The organism is Kitasatospora sp. NPDC051702, from assembly GCF_040681575.1.
Lineage (GTDB): Bacteria > Actinomycetota > Actinomycetes > Streptomycetales > Streptomycetaceae > Kitasatospora.
This window is the reverse complement of record NZ_JBFAZB010000022.1, coordinates 52,227-78,403: the sequence shown is the minus strand read 5'-3', so window position 1 is coordinate 78,403 and position 26,177 is coordinate 52,227. Positions and strand designations below refer to the sequence as shown.

Annotated in this window: 20 protein-coding genes and 2 tRNA genes; 7 read left to right on the top strand and 15 right to left on the bottom strand. The window is 74.3% G+C overall.

The window, feature by feature from the left end:
- Window positions 1-64: 64 nt before the first annotated feature.
- Both AB0N04_RS19830 and AB0N04_RS19825 read right to left on the bottom strand, forming a co-directional pair.
- Window positions 65-137: transfer RNA gene (locus AB0N04_RS19830), tRNA-Asn, on the bottom strand.
- 60 nt (window positions 138-197) lie between these two features.
- Window positions 198-270, bottom strand: a tRNA-Asn gene (locus AB0N04_RS19825).
- Between the two features lie 241 nt (window positions 271-511).
- Between AB0N04_RS19825 and AB0N04_RS19820 the strand changes: the two genes are divergently transcribed.
- From AB0N04_RS19820 to AB0N04_RS19805, 4 genes are all read left to right on the top strand, one after another.
- The gene (locus AB0N04_RS19820) at window positions 512-805 is read left to right on the top strand and encodes a hypothetical protein (RefSeq protein WP_363364926.1); all 294 of its coding nucleotides are present in this window, start codon (window positions 512-514) and stop codon (window positions 803-805) included.
- A gap of 107 nt (window positions 806-912) precedes the next feature.
- Window positions 913-2,346, top strand: coding sequence for an FGGY family carbohydrate kinase (locus AB0N04_RS19815; protein WP_360210084.1), 1,434 nt, complete (start codon window positions 913-915; stop codon window positions 2,344-2,346).
- A gap of 87 nt (window positions 2,347-2,433) precedes the next feature.
- Entirely contained in the window at window positions 2,434-3,837 is a 1,404-nt protein-coding gene (locus AB0N04_RS19810) for a glutamate decarboxylase (protein WP_360210086.1), read from the top strand.
- Between the two features lie 441 nt (window positions 3,838-4,278).
- Complete coding sequence (locus tag AB0N04_RS19805) at window positions 4,279-5,544, top strand: DUF2690 domain-containing protein (RefSeq protein WP_360210088.1); 1,266 nt, start codon at window positions 4,279-4,281, stop codon at window positions 5,542-5,544.
- Here the strand turns inward: AB0N04_RS19805 and AB0N04_RS19800 are convergent.
- The 5 genes from AB0N04_RS19800 to AB0N04_RS19780 all read right to left on the bottom strand — a co-directional run bounded on the left by AB0N04_RS19800 (window position 5,532) and on the right by AB0N04_RS19780 (window position 12,598).
- The gene (locus tag AB0N04_RS19800; RefSeq protein WP_360210208.1) at window positions 5,532-6,632 is read right to left on the bottom strand and encodes an RNA polymerase sigma factor; all 1,101 of its coding nucleotides are present in this window, start codon (window positions 6,630-6,632) and stop codon (window positions 5,532-5,534) included. The two genes, AB0N04_RS19805 and AB0N04_RS19800, sit on opposite strands and share 13 nt — an antisense overlap.
- 376 nt (window positions 6,633-7,008) lie before the next feature.
- Entirely contained in the window at window positions 7,009-8,922 is a 1,914-nt protein-coding gene (dnaG, locus tag AB0N04_RS19795; protein ID WP_360210090.1) for a DNA primase, read from the bottom strand.
- Between the two features lie 74 nt (window positions 8,923-8,996).
- Window positions 8,997-10,310, bottom strand: coding sequence for a deoxyguanosinetriphosphate triphosphohydrolase (locus AB0N04_RS19790; protein WP_360210092.1), 1,314 nt, complete (start codon window positions 10,308-10,310; stop codon window positions 8,997-8,999).
- Between the two features lie 153 nt (window positions 10,311-10,463).
- Entirely contained in the window at window positions 10,464-11,462 is a 999-nt protein-coding gene (locus tag AB0N04_RS19785; protein ID WP_360210094.1) for an SGNH/GDSL hydrolase family protein, read from the bottom strand.
- Between the two features lie 191 nt (window positions 11,463-11,653).
- Window positions 11,654-12,598 carry a PAC2 family protein gene (locus AB0N04_RS19780; protein WP_360210096.1) on the bottom strand — a complete coding sequence of 315 codons (945 nt, stop codon included), beginning with the start codon at window positions 12,596-12,598 and terminating at the stop codon, window positions 11,654-11,656.
- Between the two features lie 647 nt (window positions 12,599-13,245).
- Between AB0N04_RS19780 and AB0N04_RS19775 the strand changes: the two genes are divergently transcribed.
- Window positions 13,246-13,980 carry a GNAT family protein gene (locus AB0N04_RS19775; RefSeq protein ID WP_360210098.1) on the top strand — a complete coding sequence of 245 codons (735 nt, stop codon included), beginning with the start codon at window positions 13,246-13,248 and terminating at the stop codon, window positions 13,978-13,980.
- On the opposite strand, the gene AB0N04_RS19770 is transcribed toward AB0N04_RS19775, so the two are convergent.
- Window positions 13,970-15,235, bottom strand: coding sequence for an ADP-ribosylglycohydrolase family protein (locus tag AB0N04_RS19770; RefSeq protein WP_360210100.1), 1,266 nt, complete (start codon window positions 15,233-15,235; stop codon window positions 13,970-13,972). The two genes, AB0N04_RS19775 and AB0N04_RS19770, sit on opposite strands and share 11 nt — an antisense overlap.
- A 110-nt stretch (window positions 15,236-15,345) precedes the next feature.
- Between AB0N04_RS19770 and AB0N04_RS19765 the strand changes: the two genes are divergently transcribed.
- The gene (locus AB0N04_RS19765; RefSeq protein ID WP_360210102.1) at window positions 15,346-16,341 is read left to right on the top strand and encodes a hypothetical protein; all 996 of its coding nucleotides are present in this window, start codon (window positions 15,346-15,348) and stop codon (window positions 16,339-16,341) included.
- Between the two features lie 71 nt (window positions 16,342-16,412).
- On the opposite strand, the gene AB0N04_RS19760 is transcribed toward AB0N04_RS19765, so the two are convergent.
- The 6 genes from AB0N04_RS19760 to AB0N04_RS19735 all read right to left on the bottom strand — a co-directional run bounded on the left by AB0N04_RS19760 (window position 16,413) and on the right by AB0N04_RS19735 (window position 24,377).
- Window positions 16,413-16,928, bottom strand: a complete 516-nt coding sequence (locus tag AB0N04_RS19760) for a ribonuclease (RefSeq protein WP_360210104.1) — start codon at window positions 16,926-16,928, stop codon at window positions 16,413-16,415.
- A gap of 221 nt (window positions 16,929-17,149) precedes the next feature.
- Window positions 17,150-19,858: a pyruvate, phosphate dikinase gene (gene ppdK / locus AB0N04_RS19755; protein WP_360210106.1), complete on the bottom strand. Its 2,709-nt coding sequence runs from the start codon at window positions 19,856-19,858 to the stop codon at window positions 17,150-17,152.
- Window positions 19,859-20,421: 563 nt separating this feature from the next.
- Window positions 20,422-21,591 carry a tRNA dihydrouridine synthase DusB gene (gene dusB / locus AB0N04_RS19750; protein ID WP_360210108.1) on the bottom strand — a complete coding sequence of 390 codons (1,170 nt, stop codon included), beginning with the start codon at window positions 21,589-21,591 and terminating at the stop codon, window positions 20,422-20,424.
- A 148-nt stretch (window positions 21,592-21,739) separates the two neighbouring features.
- Entirely contained in the window at window positions 21,740-22,510 is a 771-nt protein-coding gene (locus tag AB0N04_RS19745) for a DUF4097 family beta strand repeat-containing protein (RefSeq protein ID WP_363364915.1), read from the bottom strand.
- 20 nt (window positions 22,511-22,530) lie between these two features.
- Window positions 22,531-23,175, bottom strand: a complete 645-nt coding sequence (locus tag AB0N04_RS19740; RefSeq protein ID WP_360210112.1) for a response regulator transcription factor — start codon at window positions 23,173-23,175, stop codon at window positions 22,531-22,533.
- Entirely contained in the window at window positions 23,163-24,377 is a 1,215-nt protein-coding gene (locus AB0N04_RS19735; RefSeq protein ID WP_360210114.1) for a histidine kinase, read from the bottom strand. Before AB0N04_RS19735 ends, AB0N04_RS19740 begins: the two co-directional genes overlap by 13 nt.
- Window positions 24,378-24,658: 281 nt before the next feature.
- On the opposite strand from AB0N04_RS19735, the gene AB0N04_RS19730 reads away from it, so the two are divergent.
- On the top strand, window positions 24,659-25,045 hold the full coding sequence (locus tag AB0N04_RS19730) for a hypothetical protein (protein ID WP_360210116.1): 387 nt from the start codon (window positions 24,659-24,661) through the stop codon (window positions 25,043-25,045).
- A gap of 58 nt (window positions 25,046-25,103) precedes the next feature.
- On the opposite strand, the gene AB0N04_RS19725 is transcribed toward AB0N04_RS19730, so the two are convergent.
- Entirely contained in the window at window positions 25,104-25,967 is an 864-nt protein-coding gene (locus AB0N04_RS19725; RefSeq protein ID WP_360210118.1) for a helix-turn-helix transcriptional regulator, read from the bottom strand.
- Window positions 25,968-26,177 lie beyond the last annotated feature (210 nt).

The window sequence follows — 26,177 nt, the reverse complement described above, 5'->3', positions numbered from 1 at the left end:
CGAAGGCCCCCCGGTCGTCCGAGGGGCCTTCGCTCTGAGCAGTCACCGGGCGGAGCCGGTGAAGCTCCCGCATTTGGACTCGAACCAAAAACCTGCCGGTTAACAGCCGGCTGCTCTGCCAATTGAGCTATGCGGGATCGTGGTGCCCAACCGCGCACCACGCACAGGAGGAGGGCCCTCACCAGGCCTCTCCTGAGCTCCCCCAATTGGACTCGAACCAATAACCTGCCGATTAACAGTCGGCTGCTCTGCCAATTGAGCTATGGGGGATCGGCTCCCGCCCCGGCCCCCGGTTTCCCCGGGCTCCGCGGCGCTCGCTGCGGGACATACATTAGCGCACTCGGGGGGGTGGTCCGCCAATCGCTTTCCCCGGCGGCCCGGGCTCCACCCGGCGCGCCCGGCGCGCGCCGGGCCCGGCCCCCGGGGATGCTGGGGGCGCGGACGGTTCGCCGTCCCGACTGACGGGTAGGGCAATGCGGCAGATGGCCGCCAGGAGAGGGTGGATCCGATCATGTGGAAGCTGTCGTTGGCCGCGGGGTTCGCGGCCGGCTACGTCCTCGGCTCGCGGGCCGGGCGCCAGCGCTACGAGCAGATCGCCAAGGTCACCCGGCAGATCGCCCAGAACCCCGCGGTACAGGGCGCGACCGAGCGGGCCAGGCAACAGGCCGGCTCGGTCGCCGGGAAGGCCGCGGGCGCCGTCGCGGACAAGGTCGGGGACCGGCTGCCGAACGCGGTCACCGACCGCGTGCCGTACTTCAACCGGTCCCGGCCCGAGGACGACGGCTGGGGTACCTTCCGGCCGTGACGCGGGGGTGACGCCCGGGCGAACGGGGCCTCCCGGCCTCGTTCCGAACGGGCAACACCTCGCCCGGCCCGGACGCGCCGGGGGCCCCGCTGAGGCATGATCTCGACATGGCCATCGTCGCGGGGATAGACAGTTCGACCAACCGCACCCGGATCGTCGCGTGCGACGCGGACACCGGCGCCGTCCTGCGCTCCGGCAAGGCGCCGCACCCCGTCCCCGAGGCCGCGGACACCCGCCCCGGCGAGGCCGACCCGCAGCTGTGGCTGCACTCCCTCGGCGACGCCGCGGCGGGCGGACTGCTGGAGGGCGTCCGGGCCATCGGCGTCAGCGCGCAGCAGCACGGCATGATCGGCCTGGACGCGGGCGGCGTGCTGGTCCGGCCGGCGATCCTGTGGAACGACCCGCGCTCCAGCGGTGCGGCCGCCAAACTGCTGGACGCACTGGGCGGCCCGGCCGCCTGGACCGCCGCGATCGGCGCCGTCCCCGCCCCGACCTACACCATCGCCAAGCTGCGCTGGCTGGCCGAGTTCGAGCCGGCCAATGCCCGCCGGGTCGCCGAGGTGCTGCTGCCGCACGACTGGCTGGTCTGGCAGCTGCTCGGCCACCCCAGGCGCCGCACCACCGACCGCGGCGACGCCTCCGGCACCGGCTACTGGTCACCGATCACCGGCGAGTACCGGCAGGACCTGGTCGAGCTGGCCCTCGGCCACGAGCTGAAACTGCCCGAGGTGCTCGGGCCCGCCGAACCCGCCGGGCACACCCCCGAGGGCCTGCTGATCTCGGCCGGCACCGGCGACAACATGGCCGCCGCCCTCGGCCTCGGCCTGCGCCCGGGCGACGCGGTGGTCTCGCTCGGCAGCGCCGGGACGATCTTCGCGGTGCACGAGCGGGCCGTGGTCGACGCCACCGGGCTGGTCTCCTCCTTCGCCGACGCCAGCGGCCGCCACCTGCCGATGGTCGCCACCCTCAACGCCGCCCAGGTGCTGCTGTCCACCGCCGCCCTGCTCGGCCGCGACCTGGACGGCCTGAGCGACCTCGCCCTGCACTCCTCCCCCGGCGCCTACGGGCTGGTCCTGCTGCCCTACCTGGACGGCGAGCGCACCCCGGCCCTGCCGCACGCGGCCGGCACCCTGACCGGCCTGCGGGCCGAGTCGCTGACGCCGCAGCACCTGGCCCGGGCCGCCGTCGAGGGGATGCTCTGCAACATCGCGGACGCGCTCGACGTGCTGCGGGCCCAGGGCGTCGGGATCAAACGGGTCTTCCTGCTCGGGGCGGCCGGGCGGCTGCCCGTCGTCCGGCACGTCGCCCCGCTGCTGTTCGGCGTTCCGGTCGTGGTGCCGCCGCCGGGCGCGCACGCGGCCCGCGGGGCCGCCCGGCAGGCCGCCTGGGCACTGGCCGGCACGCCCGAGCCGCCGGAGTGGCCGCTGCCGGACGCCGAGACCGTCGAACCCGACGGGGAGCAGGACCTGGCGATCGGATCCGCGGTGCGCCAGCAGTACCGGGCCGCCCGCGAGCAGGTCCACCCGGAGACGAAGGCCTGAACCGATCGGTGAAGATGCGTCACCGGCCGGCCGGTGGCAGCGTAGGACGGGACACGGCCACCGGAGGGTGAAGGGCGGCAGGATTCCATGGCGCTGCACAAGGGGACCGGCGACGACCGCCGGCTCAGCATCAGTCCGTTCGTCTCGACCGCGGACCCGCTGGGCGCGATGGAGCTGGCGCCACCGGTGCACCGGCTCGCCGACGGCCCGGTCGCGGCGGACACGGCGTACCAGCTGATCCACGACGAGCTGATGCTGGACGGGAACGCCAAGCTCAACCTGGCGACCTTCGTCACCACCTCGATGGAGGTGCAGGCCACCCGGCTGATGACCGAGTGCCTCGACAAGAACATGATCGACAAGGACGAGTACCCGCAGACCGCCGAACTCGAACGGCGCTGCGTGGCCATCCTCGCCGACCTCTGGCACGCCCCCGACCCGGACAGCGCGGTCGGCTGCTCCACCACCGGCTCCAGCGAGGCCTGCATGCTCGCCGGCATGGCCCTCAAGCGCCGCTGGATGGCCCGCAACGCCGAGCGCTACGCCGCCGGCGCCCGGCCCAACCTGGTGATGGGCGTCAACGTGCAGGTCTGCTGGGAGAAGTTCTGCACCTTCTGGGAGGTCGAGGCGCGCACCGCGCCGATGGAGGGCGAGCGCTACCACCTCGACGCCGCGCGGGCCGTCGAACTCTGCGACGAGGACACCATCGGCGTCGTCGGGGTGCTCGGCTCCACCTTCGACGGCTCCTACGAGCCCGTCGCGGACATCTGCGCGGCCCTGGACGACCTCCAGCAGCGCACCGGGCTGGACGTCCCGGTGCACGTGGACGGCGCCTCCGGCGGCATGGTGGCGCCCTTCCTGGACCCGGAGCTGGCCTGGGACTTCCGGCTGCCCCGGGTGGCCTCGATCAACACCTCCGGGCACAAGTACGGACTGGTCTACCCCGGCGTCGGCTGGGCGCTGTGGCGGGACGCGGAGGCGCTGCCCGAGGAGCTCGTCTTCCGGGTCAACTACCTCGGTGGCGAGATGCCGACCTTCGCGCTCAACTTCTCCCGCCCGGGCGCCCAGGTGGTCGCGCAGTACTACGTCTTCCTGCGGCTCGGACGGGACGGCTTCCGGGCCGTCCACGGCGCCTGCCGCGAGGTCGCCACCTACCTGTCGGGGGCGATCGCGGAACTGGACGGCTTCCGGCTGCTCACCCGCGGCGACGAACTGCCGGTCTTCGCCGTCACCACCACCGACGGGGTGCCCTTCGACGTGTTCGACGTGTCACGGCGACTGCGCGAGCGCGGCTGGCAGGTGCCCGCGTACACCTTCCCGGACAACCGCACCGACCTCTCGGTGCTCCGGATCGTCTGCCGCAACGGCTTCTCCAAGGACCTCGCCGACCTGCTGCTGGCCGACCTGCGACGGCTGCTGCCGGAGCTGCGGCGCCAGCCCGTCCCGCTCAAGGAGCTCGGTGTGCCGGTCCGCGAGGGCTTCCACCACTGAGCCCCCCCCGACGGGCCGTCGGCGGGCGCCGGCGGGCCGCCCGGGACCCGTTCCGGAAATGATCACGGCGGGGAGGACGCCCTGGGGCGTCCTCCCCGCCGTGCGTCCCGGTGGACCGGGGCAGCCTCCCCCCGCGAGGCTGCCTCGGCCGTGGGGGAACCGGGGCGTGGATGCCGGACCCACGACCGGTGACCGGTCCGTGTCCGAACGTGTCCGCCGGTCGGTGAACCGCACCGGCCTGAGAACTCTGCACGACGGAAGACGGTTGTTCGAGCGTTCCCGGCGGTTGTGAGACACTTCCGTCCGTCTCAGCGCCATGACCTGGGGTTTGGGACGTCAGGCCGATGACTTTGGAGAAGCGGAGACACCCGAACGGCCCGGGCCGGAGCCCGTCCCGCTCTCCCCGTACCCCGTTCCCGTCTCGCACCGTTGGAAGGCCGCATGGGTTCCGCCTGGAAGAACCTGCCCGAAGAGCTGTCCGAGCCCGCCAGGGACCTGGCCGGGGAGCTCCGGACCATCAAGGACGCCGCCGGACTCTCGCTGGCCGAACTGGCCACCCGGACGCACTACAGCCGGGCCTCCTGGGAGCGCTGGCTGAACGGCAAACGGGTCATCACCCAGCAGGCGCTGGAAGCGCTGATCGGGACCGTGGACTGCGACGGGCCCGCCCTGCGGTCGCTCTGGGAGCGGGCCGTGGCCGCGCCCGGGGCCGGCGCGCCGGCGCCGGCGACGACCTCCGCCGCGGACGCCCCCGACGGCGGCCCGGCCGCCGGGCAGCCGGCCGACCCGGACCCCGCCCCCGAGGAGCCCGGCTCCGGGTCCGCGTCCGGGTCCGGCCTGTCGCTGTCCGTGCTGTGCGGGCCGACGCCGACCGCGACCGGACCGACCGGGTCCGCGCCGGCGGAGTCCGACGCCGTGGCTCCGGTCGTCGCCGAGCTCCCCGACGTGGCCGCGCCCGCGGTCGAGGCGGATCCCGTCCGGCCGCCCGCGGCCTGGTGGCGGCGCCCGGCGACGCTGCTCACCGCCGCCGCCGTGGTGGCCGCCCTGCTGGTGCTGGTCGGCGTGCGCGCCGCCACCCGGCACGACGAGCCGACGGCCGCCGCCGAGCCCGCCCCGACCTCCTCCATCGCTCCGACCGCCTCGGCGTCCTCGGCGTCACCGGCCAAGCCCGCCTCGGCCCCGCCCGCCTGCCAGGCCGTCGGCTGCGCGCACAAGGACCCGAAGACCACCGGCTGCGGCAAGGACGCCCGCACCCTGCAGACCGACGTCATCGGCAAGGTGGTCGTCTACCTCCGGTACAGCCAGACCTGCCAGGCCGCCTGGGCCGCGATCACCGAGGGCGAGCCGAACGACTACGCGACCATCACCGACAGCACCGGTGACAGCGAGACGGCCCTCATCCACTGGGGCTACGACAACTACTCGTCGATGCTGAACGCGGCCGACCCGCACACCGGCTTCGTGGTCTGCGGCTACCAGCCGGCCGGCCACGTCTGCACCACGGCCATCTCCGACCTGGCCGCCGTCGTGGCCTCCACCCCGATCCCGATCGGTCCCGCCTCGCCGCCCCCGGGCACCGGCGCGGGCGCGGCGAGCACCGACCCGGCCCCGGCCGCCACCGACCCGGGAGCGACCGCGCAGCCGTCCGGGACGCCGGGGGCCGCCTCGCCGTCCGCCGCGAGCCCGGACCCGGGTCAGTCGAGGTAGCCGCGCAGCTGCTCGGCGAAGGCGTGGTCGCGGAGCTTGACCAGCGTCTTCGACTCGATCTGGCGGATCCGCTCCCTGGTCACGCCGAACACCGCACCGATCTCCTCCAGCGTGCGCGGCCTGCCGTCGTCCAGCCCGTAGCGGAGCTGGACGACCTGGCGCTCCCGCTCGCCCAGGGTGGCCAGCACCGCGTCCAGGTGCTGACGCAGGAGCAGGAAGGTGGCGGACTCCGCGGGTGAGGTGGCGTCGGCGTCCTCGATCAGGTCGCCGAGCGCCACGTCGTCCTCCTCCCCCACCGGGGTGTGCAGCGAGATCGGCTCCTGGGCCAGCCGGACCAGTTCCCGCACCCGCGCCTCGGTCAGCTCCAGGGCGGCGGCGACCTCGGCCGCGGTCGGCTCCAGGCCGCGCTCCTGCAGCAGTGCGCGCTGCACCCGGACCACCCGGTTGATCAGCTCGACCACGTGCACCGGCACCCGGATCGTCCGGGCCTGGTCCGCCAGCGCCCGGCTCATCGCCTGCCGGATCCACCAGGTCGCGTAGGTGGAGAACTTGTAGCCGCGGGCGTAGTCGAACTTCTCCACGGCCCGGATCAGGCCGAGGTTGCCCTCCTGGACGAGGTCCAGCAGGGTCAGCCCGCGGCCGACGTACCGCTTGGCGACGGACACCACCAGGCGCAGGTTCGCCTCGATCAGCCGCCGCTTGGCGATCCGCCCCCGCACCACCAGGGTGTCCAGCTCGCGCGCCAGCGGGTCGGGGGGCGGGGGCTCGCCGTTCAGCCGCTCCTCGGCGAACAGGCCGGCCTCGACCCGGCGGGCCAGCTCCACCTCCTCGGCGGCGGTCAGCAGCCGGACCCGGCCGATCTCGCGCAGGTACTGGCGCAGCAGGTCCGCGGCCGGGCCGCTGCCGTCGGCCTGCGGACCGGGCTCCTCCTCCGCATCACGGTCGGCCTCGGCGTCACGGTCGGCGTCGGCGTCGCGGTCGGCGTCGGCCTCGTCATCGGGCTCGGCGTCGACGTCGGCATCGGGCTCGGCGTCGAGCTCCCCGGCGGCCGGATCCGGGTCAGCGCTCTCGGGATGGCCCTCGGGCAGGCCCTGGGCGGGCACCCGGGCGCCGTCGGGCGGAGCCGCGCCGGCCCGGCCGTGGTCCGTCTCCTGCTCCCGCGCCGGCCCGGCGCGGTCCGGTCTCGTGGTGGTGATGGCGGTGGTCGGTGCGACAAGGCCTTGGTCCACGGGCAGCATCCCCTCGGGGCGGGCGCGACTCTGGCGGACCCGCGCTGTACGGAGGTGGGACGCCATCCAGTGTGCGGTACGCCACACTCCGTGGCCGAGACTCGTGCGCCGACTTTCTGCGCACTTCCCGGGGCGCGCCCGCATCTTCCCGCCGGGCGCGCGACCGTCCGGCCACGCCCGGGGGCGGCGCCCCGGGTCGAGGAGCCGCTGGGGCTCGTCCGGCAAGCCCCGGGGCTCAGAGCGCCGCGGCGCCCCGGCTGCGGAGCTGCTGGCCGTACTGCTGGAGCTGCCACAGCTCGGTCTGCACCGCGTGCAGCTGTTCGGCGTCGGCCCGGTGGCCGAGCCGCTGCAGGTAGCCGCGGACCTCGGCGATCCGGCGGTCGACGGCCAGCAGGCGCAACTTGACCAGGAACTCCCCCGCGTAGACCGCGTCCACCTTGCGGCGGGAACGCACCGGCTCGACGGTCAGCTCGGTGACCAGCGAGCGCACCTGGTCGTCCGGGGACGCCTCGCGCACCGCGCTGGTGAAGTCCGGCAGGGTCGCCCCGTAGGCGGCGCCGCCGGCCTTGGCGACGGCCTGCCGCACGGCGGTGTACGGCGGGGTGGGGAACTCGTCCTCGCCGTAGTGGTCGAAGGCCGGGCTGACCAGGTCCGGGTGCTGGAGCGCCAGCTTGAGCAGCTCGCGTTCGACGAACTGGGCCGGGTCGCGCGGGTTGAGCCGGAACGCGGGCTGGGCGGGGCGCACCGCGGCGACGGGCTGCTCGGTGCGCCGCGCGGTGCTGCCGCGGGGGTTCTGCTGCTTCTCCCGCTCCCAGCGGGACAGCTGGGAGATCCGGCGGACCACGAACTGCTCGTCGCCGGGATTGACGCCGAGCATGCCGGCCAGGCGGATCGCGTAGCCGTGCCGGATCGAGGGGTCCTTGATCTTCGCGACGATCAGGGCGGCCTCCTCCATCGCGGCGGCCTGCCCCTCGGGCGTCTCGACCCGGTGCTTCGACACCGCCGTGTTCAGCGCGAACTCGAAGAGCGGGACGGGGTTGTCGATCAGCTGCTTCACGGCCTCGTCGCCCTGGGCCAGCCGCAGGTCGCACGGGTCCATGCCGCCCGGGCTGACCGCGATGGAGGTCTTGGCCGCGAACTTCTGGTCATCCTCGAAGGCCCGCAGGGCGGCCTTCTGGCCGGCCGCGTCGCCGTCGAAGGTGAAGACCGTCTCGCCGCGGTACTGCGAGGTGTCCATCAGCAGTCGGCGGATGATCTTGATGTGGTCCTCGGCGAAGGCCGTGCCACAGGTGGCCACCGCCGAGGTGACCCCGGCCAGGTGGCAGGCCATCACGTCGGTGTAGCCCTCGACCACCACCGCCCGGCCCGACTTGGCGATCTCCTTCTTCGCCAGGTCGATGCCGTACAGCACGTGCGACTTCTTGTAGATCGGCGTCTCGGGGGTGTTCAGGTACTTCGGGCCGTTGTCGTCCTCGCGCAGCCGGCGGGCGCCGAAGCCCACAACCTCGCCCGCGATGTCCCGGATCGGCCAGACCAGCCGGCCCCGGAAGCGGTCGATCAGGCCGCCGCGCTGGCCCTGCGAGGCCAGACCGCCGAGCAGGATCTCCTTGTCGCTGAACCCCTTGCCGCGCAGGTAGCGGACCAGGTGCTCCCAGCCCGCCGGGGCGTAGCCGACGCCGAAGGTCCTGGCGGCCTCCTCGTCGAAGCCGCGCTCGGCGAGGAAGCGGCGGCCGATCTCCGCCTCGGGCGAGGCCAGCTGCTCCTGGTAGTAGGCGGCGGCCACCTTGTGCGCCTCGACCAGGCGGGTCCGCTCGCCCTGCTGGTGGCGGGGGCTGTAGCCGCCCTCCTCGTAACGCAGGGTGATGCCGGCCTGGGCGGCCATCCGCTCGACGGCCTCGGCGAAGGTGAAGTGCTCGATCTTCATCAGGAAGGCGATGGTGTCGCCGTTCTCCTGGCAGCCGAAGCAGTGGAAGACGCCCTTGGCGGGGTTCACGTAGAAGGAGGCGGACTTCTCGTCGTGGAACGGGCAGACGCCCTTGTACTCGCCGCCGCCACCGTTGGTCAGCTGTACGTAGTCGCCGACCACCGCGTCGATCGGCAGTGCGCTGCGCACCGCCTGTACGTCTTCGTCCCTGATCCGCCCGGCCACCCCGGAAGTCTACTGGGGCGGCCGGGCTTTCCGGCCGGGCGCGTCCCGCCGGGCGCCGGGGCGGGCCCGACCGGTCAGGCCCAGGAGGCGCCGACGAGCCTGGCGTGCAGGGCGAGGGCCGAGGCGTCGGTGAGGGTGGCGATCTGGTCGATGACCGTGCGCAGGGCGGCCCGGTCGTCCTCGGCCTCGTGGTACTGGGCGGCGAACACCGGGTCCAGGCCCTCGGGAGCGCGCCGGTTGAGCACGTCCGCCAGCTCGGCGATCACGATCCGCTGGCGGGCGCGCAGCTGCGCCTGCTCGTCGCGCTGCATCACGAAGCGGACGGCGACGGCCTTGAGCACCGCGCACTCCAGCCGCACGCCGCGCGGCACCACCAGCTCGGCCCCGTAGCGGGTGAGCCGGCCGGGGCCGTAGCGGGCCCGGGTGGCCTGCTCGGCGGCCAGGCAGAAGCGGCCGATCAGCTGGCTGGTGAGGTCCTTCAGCCCGGCCCGGGCGCGGGCCGTGCCGTCGTAGGAGCGAGGCCACCAGTCCTGGGCGAGCAGCCGGTCCAGGGCGGCGGCCAGCTCCTCCGGCTCGGCGTCCGGGGCGTAGCGCTCGGCGACCTTGAAGAGTTCGGACCGCTCGCCCGGGGCTCGCAGGGCGGCCGGCTCGATGTGGCCGGCCTGGAGGCCGTCCTCGACGTCGTGGGTGGAGTAGGCCACGTCGTCGGACCAGTCCATGACGGTGGCCTCGAAGCACTTGCGCCCGGCCGGGGAGCCGGCCCGCAGCCAGCGGAAGACCGGCAGGTCGTCGGCGTAGACGCCGTACTTGTGCGAGGCCGGGTCGGTGGGGTGCGCGCCGCGCGACCACGGGTACTTGGTGGCGGCGTCGAGGGCGGCGCGGGTCAGGTTGAGGCCGACGCTGCGGCCGGGCCAGGGGGCGAGCCGGGCGGCGGGCTGCTCGTCCTCGGGCGCGAAGCGCTTGGGTTCGAGCCGGGTGAGGATGCGCAGCGACTGGGCGTTGCCCTCGAAGCCGCCGCAGGCCTCGGCGGCCTGGTCGAGCGCCTCCTCACCGGTGTGGCCGAACGGCGGGTGGCCGATGTCGTGGGCCAGGCAGGCCGTCTCCACGAGGTCCGGGTCGCAGCCCAGGGCGGCTCCCAACTCGCGCCCGACCTGGGCGCATTCGAGGGAGTGGGTGAGTCTGGTGCGGGGGAAGTCGGCGCGCATCGGGGCGACCACCTGGGTGGTGCCGGCCAGCCGCCGCAGCGCCGCCGAGTGCAGCACCCGGGCGCGGTCGCGCTGGAAGGCGGTGCGGCCGGGGCGCTTGTCCGGTTCGGGGACCCAGCGGGCCTCGGCGGCGTGGTCGTACGGGAACGGGGCGGCGGCGAGGCGGTGCGCGGTGTCATCCATATGCCACACACGGTACGCCGCGCCCCTGACAGCCGGGGTGTGCCGCGCACGAAGGGGCGCGGGCCGGGGCGTGAATCCTGCGCCACGCGCTGGTGTCGTCCCGCCCCCTCCCACCGCCGGTGTCGTCCCGCCCCCGTCCCGCCGCGCAGGGGCTCAGCCCCGGACGGCCTTCAGGACGGCCGCCGCCACCGCCTCCTGCCCCTTGGCGTTCGGGTGGATCGCCGCCAGGCCGGGGGCCGGGAACGGCGGCTCGACCCAGCGGGCCGCCTCGCCGGCGCACATGTCGTGCCCGGCCGACGGGGCGGCCGCGTCCACGAACACCGCGCCGGCGCCCTCCGCCCGCTTCCTGAGCATCGCGTTCAGCTGCTGCTCCTTCTCCGACAGGAAGCCGAGGTCGCCGGGGGCCACCGCCTTGCCCAGCACCCGCTCGCAGCCCGCCGGGTCGGCCGGGAGCAGCGTCGGGTAGCCGACCACGTACACCCGGGCCCGCGGGGAGCGGCGCCTGATGTCCTGCAGGATCCCGCCGAGCCGCTCGCCGGCCGCGTCCACCCTGCGCTGCACGTCGTCGGTGCCGCCGGAGGCGTAGTGCGCGCGGCAGGGCGAGGCCGCGCGCGAGGCGCCGACCAGGCCCTTCACCGCGTCCACCAGGTTCTCCTTGGCGCACTCCTGGACGACCTCCATGAAGCCCGCGTCGTTGCCGCCGATGCCGACGGTGACCAGCCGGGTGTCCCCGGTCAGCGCGTCGAGCTGGGGCGGGTTGGTGCCGCGGCCGGTCTCCTGGGCGCCGGTGAGGTCGCCGGTGCGGGCGCCGCTGCAGCTGACGTCCTGGAACTGCGCGGCCGCCAGGCCGAGCCCCTTCGCCACCAGCGACGGGTAGTTGACCCCGGAGCGCGAGCAGCCCGCGGGTTCGCCCACCTGCGGGGCGATCTTCAGGCCGGCGGTGTAGGAGTCGCCGAGGGCCACGTACGGGCCGGTCGGCGGCGGCGTGGACTTCGCGGCCGGAGCGGGCACCGCGCCCGCGAAGCCCCCTCCGCCCGTGTCCGCTCCCCCGGCGCCGGTGCACCCGGCGAGCAGGAGCGCGGCGAGCCCGGCCGTCAGGGCGACGGTCGGGCGCGCGGGCGCGGGCATGGTCCGGTACGTGGTCCTCGGCATGGCATCCCCCCGGGGATAGGCGTCACAGCGGCTCCTCGCGGCGCGTCCCCCGACGCCGCAATCCCCAACGAACGGAGCCGCGCGGATGACTCCCGGCCCGGACGGCCTCTCACCGCGGCGTCCTCGGGCCGGTGTCCCCGACGGCCGGGCGGACCGGATCCGCTGCGCGGACCGGATCGGCCGGGCAGGGCCTACTCGGCGCCGCGCTCGTGCTCGGCCAGGAACTGCTCGAAGCGCCGGCCCAGCTCGTCCGCCGAGGGCAGGTCGGCCGGCTCGGCCAGCAGGCTCTCCCGGTCCTCCCCGCCCGCCACCGCGTCGTACTGGCCCTCCATGCCGCGGATCGCCGAGCGCAGCTCGCCGTCGCCCTGCGCCAGCTGCTCCTCGATGTCCGCGTACACCTCGCCGACCCGCGCGCGCAGCCGGGTGCCCGGCAGCACCAGGCCGGTGGCGGACTGCACCGCCTCCAGGATCAGCACGGCCGCGGCCGGGTACTCCGAGCGGGCCACGTAGTGCGGCACGTGCACGGCGAAGCCCAGCACGTCGTGCCCGGCCTCGGCCAGGCGGTACTCCAGCAACGCCTGGGCGCTGCCCGGGACCTGGGCCTGCTCGAACCACTGCGGGTAGCCGGCCGCGAGGTCGAGCCGGTTGCCGTGCGGGGTCAGACCGACCGGGCGGGTGTGCGGCACGCCCATCGGGATGCCGTGGAAGTCGACCGACAGCCGGACCTCGAAGCGCTCCGCCAGCTCGCGGACGGCCCGCGCGAAGCGCTCCCACTCGACGTCCGGCTCGGGGCCGGTGAGCAGCAGGAACGGCGCGCCCGCGGCGTCGCGGACCAGCTGCAGCAGGATCTCCGGCGGGTCGTAGGACGTCCACTGGTCGCGGTCGAACACCATCGCGGGGCGGCGCGCCCGGTAGTCCACCAGGCGGTCGTGGTCGAAACGGGCCACGACCTGCGGCGATCCCGTCTCCAGGAGGTGGGCCACCACCTGGCCGCCGGCCTCGCCGGCGTCCATGAAGCCCTCGAAGTGGTGGAGCAGCACGAGGCCCGCGCCGGTGTCGCTCAGCTCCGCGTTGGCCGCGGCCACCGCGGCCACGCCCTGCTCGTCCAGCTCGTACAGCGCCTGGAAGTCACGCACCGCGCACCCAACCCCGTTCCCTACTCGTCACGGCCTACCGGATTCCTCGTCCTGTCCAGCGTGCCGGGCGCCGCCGGAATTCCCGACCGCGCCCGACGGCGTGCCCGGGGGCCGCAGCCGACGCCTCCGGACCATGATCGCACCCGGCGACAAAGTCCCTGGTCACAGGGGTTCGGCGGCCCGCCCGGGGGCGCGTTCGACCGGGCCGCGCCGCCATTCGCGTGCCGCGAAGTGACGCACCGCCTTCTGGCGGGTATCGTCCTCTCGCTGCCTCGCATCGTCGCGTCGTCGTCACGTCGTCCCGTAACGCCGTCGGCCACGTCCCGGTCCGGTGCTCGGCCAGCCACCCACGACGCATCTTGCCTTCACCTGGCCGCCTGCTTCCCTTCGCGCTCTCGTTTCCTTCTCGGCCATTTCGCGGACGCACACTGTCCCTTCGCTCATCCCGCCGGACCGGTCCGAGGACCCGTGTCCGTTCCGGCACCGCGCCGCCCGTTCCGGGCCGCCGCCCCCGCCCCGCCCGACCGGACCTCCGGCGTGCGCCGGTCCCGGCGGACGGCCCCAGGACCGGGGCGAACAGTCCCCGCACCCCGTGCCGCACCCCGGCCCGGGAGGCACCCTCCGACCGATGAAGGACCGAAGGTTCCGTGCCCGTACCTGTCATCCTCACCGGCCGCACCGTGCGGCTGGAGCCCCTCGCCGCGCACCACGCCGAGGCCATCGCCGAGGCCGGCGCCGAGGACCGTACGACCTACGCCTTCACCGCCGTCCCGCACGGCCTGGAAGCGGCCCGCGAGTACATCGCCCGTGCCCTGGCCGACCAGGCCGCGGGGCGGTCGCTGCCGTTCGCCACGGTGAACGTCGCCGACGGCCGGGTGGTCGGCTCCACCCGATTCCTGGAACTCGACTACTGGCAGGGCCCGGTGGTCTGGCCGCCGGTGCCCGGCGTGCCGTTCGGCGACCCGGCCACGGCCGTCCCGGACGCCGCCGAGATCGGCAACACCTGGCTCTCGCCGCGGGCCCAGGGCACCGGCATCAACACCGAGGCCAAGCTGCTGATGCTCCGCCACGCCTTCGAGACCTGGGGCGTCCAGCGGATCTCGCTGCGCGCCGACGCCCGCAACCTGCGCTCGCGGTCCGCCATCGAGCGGCTCGGCGCCACCTCCGAGGGGGTCCGCCGGGCCCACTCGCGCGGGCTCGACGGCGTGGTGCGCTCGACCGCGTTCTACTCGATCCTCGACTCCGAGTGGCCGGCCGTCCGGGACATCATCGAGCTGCGGATCGCCGCCGCCACCTCGCCCAGCGCCCCGGATCCGGCGATCAACCAGGAGTGCCTTAGACACGGCGGCAGCGGCGCCGGGCAGCTGATGATCACGGCCTGAAGGCCTCCCGCTCACCGGTGGCGGCGGTCCGCAGGATCCACGCCAGCAGCGCCGGGGCGTGCCGCTCCCCCGGCAGGGCCAGCCACCGGTTGTGACCGGCCTCCACGACCGCGGAGACCGGGCGCCGGCCGCCGCGGACCAGGGTGACCGCGACCTCCCAGATCGGGTGACCGCTCCGGGAGTCGCAGATCCGCACGGCTCCGCCGGCGGTGTGGACGGCCCACCGGTGGTCCAGGGCGGCCGGGTCGCCGCCGGTGCGGATGCGCTGCCACTGCTCCTCCGTCCACAGCACGTCCGGGACGGCCTGCGGGCGCGGGACCAGCATGGCGGCGCGCCCGCGGCCCCCGGTGACGGAGCCGGGCCGCGGGAACGCCCAGGCCGGCAGCGGCTCCCGGGCCGCCAGCCAGGCCGCCGGGATGCCCCGGGTGCCGGTGTGGGCGGCGACCACTCCCCCGGTGATCGCGGCCACGGTGTCCATGTCGCCGCCGGGCGCGACCGCCTCCCGGACAGCGGCCCGGTAGTCGGTCAGCCGCCGGGCCGCGCACCACAACGCGTAGGGGACGGTGTCGGCCGCGGACGTCCGGCTGCCGTTGCCGAGCACCCGGGCGGCCGCGAGCGGGTCCGGCTCGGCGAGCAGGGCGGCCGCCTCGGCCAGGCCGTCGTGGACGGCACCGCTCGGGGTGTGGTGGCGGACCTTCGCCAGGAAGCCGTTCGGCGTCATGGTCCAGGCCCGGGCCCGGACCGCCACCGCGGCGGCGACCGCGACCGCGACCGCGCCGTCCACCGCCTGCGGGTGGGTGTGGGTGGTCACCGCCGTCCGGGCGGCCAGCCGGACCACCTCGTCCAGGTCGTCGGCGAGCGCCGCCCCCAGCGGGGCGACCCGCATCGCGGCGCCGTTGCCGTAGGAGCCCCGGCCGTCGAAGAGTGCGGCGGCGAGCGCCCGGGCGTCGCCGCCCTCCCGGACCAGCCGGAGCATCCGGTTGGCGGCCGGGCCGTAGCCGCGGTCGAAGTCGTGGCGCAGGGCGAAGGCGAGCGTGAGGTCGGCCGGGTCGACGGTGCCGCGCTCGGTGACGGCCGCGTACACCGAGCAGGCCATCTCGGTGTCGTCGGTCCACGGCCAGGGGCCGGGCGGGTCGGTGCGGTCGGCGAGGTGGGCGGCCGCGGTGGCGGGGACGAAGAACTGCGCTCCGAGGGCGTCGCCCACGGAGAGCCCGTTGAGCGCGTCGAGCGCGGGGTTGTCGGGTGGAGTCGCCATAGGTGGTCCAGCTCAGCGTCCGGACCGACGGTCCGTCAACATCATTCCCGCGGAAGCCTCCGACGGGCGATGTTTCGCATACATCCGAACGGGACGGGCAGCACCGGGTCATGACCCGCGCGAACCCCCTCGACCCCGTCGTGCTGCTCGGCGCCGACCAGCAGCACATCGCCACCCGGGCGCAGCTGCGCCGGCTCGGCGTGCCCTCCGGCACCATCGCCCACCGGCTGCGCCCCGGCGGGCCCTGGCAGCAGGTGCTGCCCCGGGTGATCTGCCTGCAGAGCGGCCGGTTGACCGGCCATCAGCGGCTGCGCGCCGCCCTGGCGTACGCGAGCCCCAAGGGGCGTGAGCCCCGGGCCGGGGAGGTGCTGCTGACCGGCCACGCGGTGCTCGCCGACGCGGGGCTGCCGAGCGCCGGGCACCCGGCCGACCTCGATCGCGTCGACGTCCTGATCCCGGGTCAACGCCGGGTGGCGGAGCGGGAGTTCGTCCGGATCCACCGGTCGGCCGGGCCGCTGCCGGGCGGTTACGAGCGGGACGACGGGCTGTGGAGCGCCACCGTGGCCCGGGCGCTGGCCGACCTCGCGCCGCGCGAGAGCGGGCAGCAGCGCTTCCGGGCGCTGTGCGCCGAGGCCGTCCAGCGGCGGCACTGCGAACTCGGCGAGCTGTTGGACCACCTGCTGGCCAGACCGGGCGCGCTCGGACTGCCGCAGGTGGCCCGGGTGGTGGAGGACCTCACGGCCGGGGTGCGGTCGGTGGTCGAGGGCGAGGCCCGGGAGGTGCTGGCGCACACCGGTCTGCCCGAACCGCTGTGGAACGCGGTGCTCTTCCTGGACGGCCGCTTCCTCGCCGTCCCGGACGCCTACTGGCCGCACGCCTGCGTGGCCCTGGAGATCGACTCCCGCGCCTGGCACCTGCGGCCCGCCGACCACGAGCGCGGCCTGGCCCGCGCCAACCGGCTGACGGCCGTCGGCCTCCCGGTGGTCCGCACCACTCCGACCCAGCTCCGCCGGGACCCGACCCCGCTCCTGCACGAGCTGACCGCGCTCCTCACCACCGGCCCGCACGGCCCGCACCGCCGGATCAGCTGGCGCCGCGCCAGGTGACGCGGCGGCGGGCGGGGCGGGCGTACGCGGGGCCGGGGGTGACGCGGACCACCGGGCGTCGACCGCGCCGGTCAGCAGCGCGGGTCGATCTCCTGGAAGGTGGCGTAGTGGTCGGCCGACCAGTACTGCTCGCCGGCGTTGCCGGTGACGACCCGGCGGGTACCGCGGTCGTTGGAGCCGGGGGTGACCACGGTGTACTCGTGGTAGTAGCCGTCGCCCTTGCGCGGCAGCCGGCTCTCGCGGTTCTCGAAGACGATGCCGTCGCGGTTGTACGGGTACGGGCCGCCCTTGGCGATCAGGCCGAGGGTGTCCTGGGCCTGGCCGGGGAGCTTGGAGCGGCAGACGTCGGCGAGCGCCGGGTCGGCGGGCACCCAGGTGCCGGCGGCGGGGCCGCCTCCGCCGGGCGGCGGGGTGGGCTTCGGGGCGGAGGGCCTGGGGGCCGAGGAGCCCGTGGTGGCGGCGGTGGGGGTCGCGGCGGCCCTGGGGTGGCTGCCGCCGCCCCGGGCCGAGAGCAGGTACCCGACCGCGGCGGCGATCGCGAGGATCACCACGGCCACGAGCACGGGCAGACGGTTGCGGCTGGTCATGCGCCCCAGCTTGGCAGGCCCCGGCGGCGGGGGCGGGGTGTCACGCGCGTGGCCGCCGCCACACGCACGTGGGCCGGGCGGGGACGGACGCCGTTGTCCGTCCCCGCCCGGCCGTGTTACGTACGCCGGTTCTCCTGCGCCGAGCTCCGGTGCACGCCCTCCCGGTGGGGAGGGGAGCGGTCAGTCCGGCTCGCGGCCGAGGAGGGGATGCCTACCCTCTCTCAGCGCGAGTCGCTGCCCGCCGTCTCGATGGCGGCGCGGCCGGCCTCCAGGCGCGCCACCGGGATCCGGAAGGGGGAGCAGGAGACGTAGTCCAGCCCCACCTCGTGGAAGAAGTGGACCGAGTCCGGGTCGCCGCCGTGCTCGCCGCAGACGCCGAGCTTGAGGTCGGGGCGGGTGGCCCGGCCGGCCTCGACGGCGTGCTTGACGAGCGAGCCGACGCCGTCGCGGTCGATGGTCTCGAACGGGGAGACCCCGAAGATGCCCTTCTCCAGGTAGGCGGTGAAGAACGAGGCCTCCACGTCGTCCCGGGAGAAGCCCCAGACCGTCTGGGTGAGGTCGTTGGTGCCGAAGGAGAAGAACTCGGCGGCCTCGGCGATCTGGCCCGCCGTCACGGCGGCGCGCGGCAGCTCGATCATGGTGCCGAGCTTGATGTCCAGCTGGACGCCGGTGGACTGGGCGACCTCGGCGAGCACGCGCTCGCACTCGTCGCGGACCAGCTCCAGCTCCTGGACGGTGCCGACCAGCGGGATCATCACCTCGGGGCGCGGGTCCCCGCCGGCCAGCTTGCGCTCGGCGGCGGCCTCGGCGATGGCGCGGACCTGCATGCCGAACAGGCCGGGGATGACCAGGCCGAGGCGCACGCCGCGCAGGCCGAGCATCGGGTTCTGCTCGTGCAGCTTGTGCACCGCCTGGAGCAGGCGCAGGTCGTTCTCGTTCGGGTCCTTGCGGGCCTCGGCGAGAGCGACGCGCACCGACAGCTCGGTGATGTTCGGCAGGAACTCGTGCAGCGGCGGGTCGAGCAGGCGGACGGTGACGGGCAGTCCGTCCATCGCCTGGAAGAGCTCCAGGAAGTCGCTCTTCTGCAGCGGCAGCAGGGTGGAGAGCGCGAGCTCGCGGTCCTTGTCGTTGTCCGCCAGGATCAGGTGCTCGACCTCCTTGCGGCGCTCCTCGCCGAGGAACATGTGCTCGGTGCGGCACAGGCCGATGCCCTGGGCGCCGTAGCGGCGGGCGCGCCCGCCGTCCTCGGCGTTGTCGGCGTTGGCGCGCACCGCGAGGCGGCGGCGGCCGTCGGCGTGCGACATCAGCCGGTGCACGGCCTGGACCAGCCCGCCCTGGACGTCGGCGCCGGCGTGCAGGGTGCCCTCGAAGTACTCGACGACGGGGGACGGCAGGACGGGTACCTCACCGAGGTAGACCTTGCCGGAGGCGCCGTCGATGGAGACGACGTCGCCCTCCTCGACGACCAGGCCGTCGGCGGTGGTGAACCGGCGGGACTTGGTGTCGACCTCCAGCTCCTCGGCGCCGCAGACGCAGGTCTTGCCCATGCCGCGGGCGACCACGGCGGCGTGCGAGGTCTTGCCGCCGCGCGAGGTGAGGATGCCCTCGGCGGCGATCATGCCGTCCAGGTCGTCCGGGTTGGTCTCGCGGCGGACCAGGATGACCTTCTCGCCGGAGCGGGACCACTTGACGGCGGTGTAGGAGTCGAAGACGACCTTGCCGATCGCGGCGCCGGGCGAGGCGGCCAGGCCCCAGCCGATCTGCTTGGACTCGGCGTTCGGGGCGAAGCGCGGGAACATGAGCTGCGAGAGCTGGCCGCCGGTGACCCGCATCAGGGCCTCGTCCAGGTCGATCAGGCCCTGGTCGACCAGCTGGACGGCGATCCGGAAGGCGGCCGCGGCGGTGCGCTTGCCGACGCGGGTCTGCAGCATCCAGAGCTTGCCGCGCTCGATGGTGAACTCGATGTCGCAGAGGTCGCGGTAGTGGTTCTCGAGCTTCTGCATGATCGCCATCAGCTCGTCGTACGACTTCTTGTCGAGCTTCTCCAGCTCGGACAGCTGCAGCGTGTTGCGGATGCCGGCGACGACGTCCTCGCCCTGGGCGTTGGACAGGTAGTCGCCGTAGACGCCCTGGGCGCCCGTGGAGGGGTCACGGGTGAAGGCGACGCCGGTGCCGGAGTCCTCGCCGAGGTTGCCGAAGACCATGCTGCAGACGTTGACCGCGGTGCCGAGGTCGTTCGGGATGCGCTCCTGCCGGCGGTACAGGCGGGCGCGGTCGCCGTTCCAGGAGTGGAAGACGGCGTGGATGGCGAGGTCCATCTGCTCGCGCGGGTCCTGCGGGAAGGCCCGGCCGGTCTCGCGCTGGACGATGCCCTTGAACACCTCGACGAGTTCCCGGAGGTCGGAAGCGTCCAGGTCCAGGTCGTTGACGGTGCCCTTGGCGTGCTTGGCCGCGTCCAGGGCCTCCTCGAACAGCTCGCCGTCGACGCCCAGCACGGTCTTGCCGAACATCTGGACCAGGCGGCGGTAGGAGTCCCAGGCGAAGCGCTCGTTGCCGGACTGGGCGACGAGGCCGGTCACCGACGCGTCGGAGAGGCCGATGTTGAGGACGGTGTCCATCATGCCGGGCATGGAGAACTTCGCGCCGGAGCGCACCGAGACGAGGAGGGGGTCGTCGGCCTGGCCGAGCTTCTTGCCCATCTCCTGCTCGAGGGCGTCCAGGTGGGCGCCGATCTCCTCGTGGAGCGAGGTCGGCTCGCTGCCGGTCTCCAGGAAGACCTTGCAGGCCTCGGTGGTGATGGTGAACCCCGGGGGGACGGGGAGTCCCAGGTTGGTCATCTCGGCCAGGTTCGCGCCCTTGCCACCAAGAAGATCCTTGAGGTCCTTGTTTCCTTCGGTGAAGGAGTAAACAAACTTCTGCTGGGACGGCACGGGTCGGTCTCCTCGTACGCGGTTGCCCTGACGCCGGAGAACATACCCATTTCGAAGGCACTTCTCTGCCCCGAATAGGCCGTACGAGGCCGGTACCCAGCGGTAACCCGCTAGATCGAAAGCACATAAAGGCGTTCACCTCTGTTGGTGAAATCGTCCGGATGACGCTAGCCAGCGTTCAAGTCTTGAACGCAAGGAAACGTGAAGATCACACGATTCGGACGGAGGGTAGCGGCGCCGGGTCCGTCGCGTTGCCCCGGCTTGATTTCCTGCACCCGGATCCCCGATCCCCGGCCGACCGGCTTCGGGAAGCGATTCACCGCCGACCTGTCCAATTCGTCCACTGACCCGCCATCAGTCGACACCGTATGTGGCAAGAGTCACCAGCACATCTCGCCCTTCGAGCGTAGGCCACCTCCGCCGATCGTCGCACTCCGTCCACTCGCATGCCCGCAGCGTGACGATCGGGCGCCGAAAAGGAGCCCTCCTGTCCAGATTGGACAAGAGGGCTGGGACCGGGTGGCAGTGGACCCTCGGAGGCCCATTTCGCCACTAAGGACAGATCATCCGCCAGAGGTGTCCGATTCGGCGTCTTCGCCGGGTCGGGCGCAGTCGTACGGATCGTCCAACCACCCCTCCGGCAGGACCACCCGGTTGTTGCCGCTGGTGCGCCCGCGCGGGCCGTCCGCACCGGCCGGCCACCCCTGGGACTGCTCCACCTCGGACAGGGTTTCGGCCAGTTCGGCCAGGGAGGAGGAGCCGGCGAGCCGCACCCGCAGCTCGGAGCCGACCGAGAAGCCCTTGGTGTACCAGGCGACGTGCTTGCGGAAGTCGACCACGCCGCGTGCCTCGTCCCCGATCCACTCGCCGAGCAGCTGCGCGTGGCGCACCATCGCCCGGGCCACGTAGCCGAAGTCGGGGCGGGCGTAGTCGACGTCGCCCTCGAAGATCGCGACCAGGTCCTTGAACAGCCACGGCCGGCCCAGGCAGCCGCGCCCCACCACCACGCCGTCGCACCCGGTCTCGCGCATCATCCGCAGCGCGTCGTCCGCCGACCAGATGTCCCCGTTGCCGAGCACCGGGACGTGCGCCGGGACGGACTCGCGCAGCCGGGCGATCGCCGACCAGTCCGCCGTGCCGCCGTAGTGCTGGGCGGCGGTGCGCCCGTGCAGGGCGATCGCGGCCACCCCCTCCTCGGCGCCGATCCGGCCGGCGTCCAGGAAGGTGAGGTGGTCGTCGTCGATGCCCTTGCGCATCTTCATCGTCACCGGCAGCTCCCCCGCGTTGGCCACCGCCTCGCGCAGGATCTCGCGCAGCAGGTTGCGCTTGTACGGCAGCGCCGAGCCGCCGCCCTTGCGGGTCACCTTGGGCACCGGGCACCCGAAGTTGAGGTCGATGTGGTCGGCCAGGCCCTCGTCCGAGATCATCCGGGCGGCCTTGCCGACGGTCACCGGGTCCACGCCGTACAGCTGGATCGACCGCGGCTTCTCGCTCGGGTCGAACCTGATCAGCTGCATGGTCTTCGCGTTGCGCTCGACCAGCGCCCGGGTGGTGATCATCTCCGACACGTACAGGCCCTTGCCGCCGGACTGCTCACGGCAGAGCGTGCGGAACGGCGCGTTGGTGATGCCGGCCATCGGCGCCAGCACGACGGGCGGCCACACCCGGATCGGGCCGATGTCCAGCGGCGCGAACTCGGTGTCGGACGCGGTGGGTGCGGACGTGGCTGTCATGCGCGGCTGACCTCGGGGCAGGGGACGGGGACTCTCCATTGTCCCCCACCCGGGTCACCGGCCCGGTGCGGGCCCGGTGCGGGCACCGCCCGGCGGCCGGGGCGGGCGCCGGCCGGCCCCGGGCCCCGGGCACCCGACCGCCCCGGGCTCAGGACGGGTCGATCGTGACCGACCCGGAGCCGACCGAGGCGTGGATCCGGTTCGGGCTGGCGGAGTCCGCCAGGTTCGGGTCGATGTGCCGGCTGCCGCTGCCCGCCTCACCGCTGAAGCCGTACCGGGTGCCGGTCGGCAGGGTCATCCGCAGCGAGCCGGAGGCCGTCCTGGCGTCCACCGACCGCGGGGCCTTCGCGAAGGACAGCTCCAGCGCGCCCGAGGTGCTCTCCACCTCCACCCGCCCGGAGCTCAGGTCCACGCCCTGCACCATCCCGGAACCGGTGTGCGCGTACACCTCGCCCGAGATGTCGACCAGCCGCAGCTGACCCGAGCCAAGGTCCATCCGGACGCCGCCGCTCAGGCCCTCCACCTGGACGCTGCCCGAGCCCACCTCCCCCGAGACGTCGGTGCCGGCCGGCACCTCCAGATCGATCTGGGCGCCGCACCCGAAGTCGGCGACCGGCAGGACCTGCCGGCAGTCCATGCCGACGGTGAGCACGTCACCCTCGAAGGTGGCCGACACCACCGGCTTGCGCACCGTCCAGTCCAGGTTCTGCCGCACCACCACGTGGCCGTCCCGGCCCGCCCTGATCCGCACCGCGGCGCTGCCGGTGTCCAGCCTGAGCCGGTGGACCGCCACGTCGTACGACTGGACGGAGGTGGTCTGCTGCTGCACCGCCACCGCCCAGGTCTGCACCCCGGCGCCGATCAGGCCGAGCACGGTCGCGACCGTCCCGGTGACCCGCCAGGCCCTGCGGACCGCCACCCCCTTCTCCCCCGCCACCGCTACCCGACCTCCAGGAACCGCAGCACCGCCATCACCCGGCGGTGGCTGTCGTCGGCCGGCGGGAGGTCCAGTTTGGTGAAGATCGAGTTGATGTGCTTGGCCACCGCGCTGTCGCTCACCACCAGCGCGCCCGCGATCGCCGCGTTGGAGCGGCCCTCCGCCATCAGGCCGAGGACGTCCCGCTCGCGCGGGGTCAGCTTCTCCAGCGGATCCCGGTGCCGCCGCACCAGCAGCTGGGCCACCACCTCCGGGTCCAGCGCGGTGCCGCCCGCGGCGACCCGCTGCAGCGCGTCCAGGAAGTCGTCCACGTTGGCGACCCGCTGCTTCAGCAGGTAGCCCACGCCGCTGGTGTTGGTGGCCAGCAGGTCGGCCGCGTAGCGCTCCTCCACGAACTGGGACAGCAGCAGCACGGCGACCTCCGGCCACTCCCGGCGGATCACCATGGCGGCCTTCACGCCCTCGTCGTGGAAGCCCGGCGGCATCCGGACGTCCGCCACCACCACGTCCGGGCGGTGCTCCTCGACCGCGGCCAGCAGCTCGGTGGCGTCCCCGACGGCGGCCACGACCTCGAAGTCCACCGCCTCCAGGACCTTGACCAGGCCGACCCTCAACAGGACCGAGTCCTCGGCGATCACAGCACGCACGGCAACTCCACGGTGATGGTGGTGGGACCCCCGAGGGGGCTGAGAACGGAGAGGGTGCCGTCGACCGCGGCGGTGCGCTTGCGCAGACCGGTCAGACCGGTCCCGCCGGCCGGATCCGCGCCGCCCACGCCGTCGTCGCTGACGACCAGGCGCAGCCGGCCGCCGGCCGTCCGCACCGAGAGGTCGACCCGCCGGGCGCGGGCGTGCTTGGCCACGTTGGTCAGGGCCTCGGAGACGGTGAAGTACGCCACCGCCTCCACCGTCGGCGAGACCGGCTCGGACAGGTCGACGTCCAGCCGCACCGGCAGCGGGGCCCGCGCGGCGATCCCGGACAGCGCGGCGTCCAGGCCGCGGTCCTCCAGGACGGCCGGGTGCAGGCCGCGGACCAGGTCGCGCAGCTCGTCGATGGCCGCCTGGGCCTCCTCGTGCGCGGCCACGATGACCTGCATGGCCTCGGGCGGCAGCACGTCCTTGAGGGTGCGCCGGGCCAGGCCCAGGTTCATCGCCAGGGAGGTCAGCCGCTGCTGGGCGCCGTCGTGCAGGTCCCGCTCGATCCGGCGGCGCTCGGCGTCCACCGCGTCCACCAGCCCGGCACGGCTCTCGGTGACCTCCTCCACCCGGCGCTCGAGCCTCTCCGCCCGGTTCGGGCCGAGCAGCAGGCCCGCCGCACGCACCTCCAGCCAGGCCGCCAGGGCCGCCAGCCACGGCGCGGCCGCCAGCAGCAGCACCCCGCAGAGCGTGATCGCGACGTCCAGCCCGGCCAGCTCGGAGCGCAGCCCGCCACTGGGCAGCAACCAGATCCAGCCGTACGTGCAGGCCATCACCAGCCCGGCACCCCAGGCGTACAGCACCGCCAGCGCGCCCACCGCCAGCAGCGGGCCGACCACCAGGTGGTAGGCGCTCTGGCGCCAGGTCAGGCCCAGCAGCCACCGGTGCCAACCGCCGGCCGGGCGCGGCGGCGGCACCTCCACCCCGTGCAGGGCGCGCAGCCGGCCGCGCTGGAGGGCCGTCAGCGGACGGGTGCCGCCGAGGACCAGGACGAGCACCGGGATCAACAGGGCGGACTCGGTGACGGCCAGCCAGACGGGCAGGGCGATCGGGATGCCGGCGGCTATCAGACGGGTGTCCCGCCAGGCCCCGGGCGACCACGGGGTGCGCCGGAGGCTCCTGACGAGCGCTCGGCGCAACGGTGTGGAGGACATGGCCGACAGCGTAGGGCCCGGTGATCATCGACCGCCATGAAGGGGGCGCCCCGGCGGGGGTGTACCTGGGTACACCCCCGATTCGGAGCGGGGCACCACCGACAACGGACCATGATCGACGGAATTCTTGGGCCCATGACGAGCAGCGCACCGCACTCCGCCACCCCACCGCACCGGCGGCCCGCCCCCGGGAGCCACGGGGCTACTCCCGACGGCGCGCCCCGCGCGGCGGGGCCGGAGGGCACGCTGCCCGTCGGGGCCGGCCGGGACGGCGGCGCGGCATGAGCACCGCCGTCCTGGCCGGCCGCCCGGCCGCCCCGTTCGTCCTGCCCGCACGCTTCGAGCGGGTGCCGGCGCTGGCCGCCGTCGCGCTGCTGCCCTGGCTCGCGGTCCTCGCCGTCTGCCACGAGACCCCGTGGGTGGTGCTCGACCTGGTCGAGCTCACCGCGCTGGTCTCGCTCGACGCGCTGCTGCGCCGGCGCAGCAGCGCCGCCGCCGTGGCCGGCGCGGCCGTCGCCCTGCTGCTCGCCGGGGACGCGCTGGCCGACGTCGCCTGCGCCGGGCCGGGCCACGCGGTGCTCGCCGCGCTGGTGATGGCGTTCCTCGTCGAACTGCCGCTCGCCGTGGTCTGCGTCCTGCTCGGCCGGGCCGCGGCGGCCGGACGCTGAGGCCGGTCCCTGAGGGTCGGTCTCTGAGGGTCGGTGCCGAGGCGGGGCGCCGGGCCGGTCAGCGGGTGGTGGGCAGACGGTTCATCAGCTCGCGGGTCTGCTCGTCGCGCGGGGTGTAGGTGATCATCCGGGTGCCGAGCCGGGGGCCGAGCCAGAGGTTGGTGTACTCGCAGTGCAGCAGTCCGACGCCCGGCACCCGGAAGCGCTTGATGCCGTTGCCCGGGCGCATCACGTCGTGCCGCTGCCAGGCCGCCTCGAAGTCCGGCGAGGCCCTGCGCAGCCGCGCCAGCAGCGTCTTCCAGGCCGGCTCCGCACTGTGGTCGGCCATCCCGGCGCGGAACCGGGCCACCATCACGTCGCGTTCGGTGTCGTGGTCCACGAGCACCTCGCGGAAGCGCGAGGGCGTGAACGCCAGCCACAACAGGTTCCGGTCCTCCGGGGCGAGCTCGGCGAGGTCCCCGACGATCCCGGTGTACTGGGCGTTGTACGCCAGCACGTCGTAACGCGTGTTGATCACTCCGGCCGGGCAGGGCGCCAGCTGATCCAGCACCAGGCGGATGCTGGGCGTCACCGACGGGCAGTCGACCACCGGCGCCGGGTCGTCCGCGCCCGCCAGGGTGAACAGGTGGGCGCGCTCGCTCGGGTCCAGCAGCAGCGCACGGGCGACCGCGTCCAGCACCTGGGCGGACACCTGGATGTCGCGGCCCTGCTCCAGCCACGTGTACCAGGTCACCCCGACGGCGGCGAGCTGCGCGACCTCCTCCCGGCGCAGGCCCGGGGTCCGGCGGCGCCCGGTCATCGGCAGGCCGACCTGCTCGGGTGCGATCCGCTCGCGGCGGCTGCGCAGGAAGGCCGCCAGGTCGTGCCGGCGGGCGTCGGCGGGGGTGTTCCGGGCTTGCGCGGGCGGGGTGACGAGGCTCATGGTTCCCAGCATGCGTCAGCCGCGATCCTGTTGCCAGGTACTTCTCATACCCGGATAACCACACTCTGGTACCAGGGTGCGGAGCAGCGGATCGTATGACCCGTGACCCGACACCTCGCCACCGCAGCCGCACCGGCCCGCGCCGCCACCACCCCCGGCAGCACCGCCACCGCCGCCCGCCCCGCCGGCATCCCGGCCACCGACACCCCG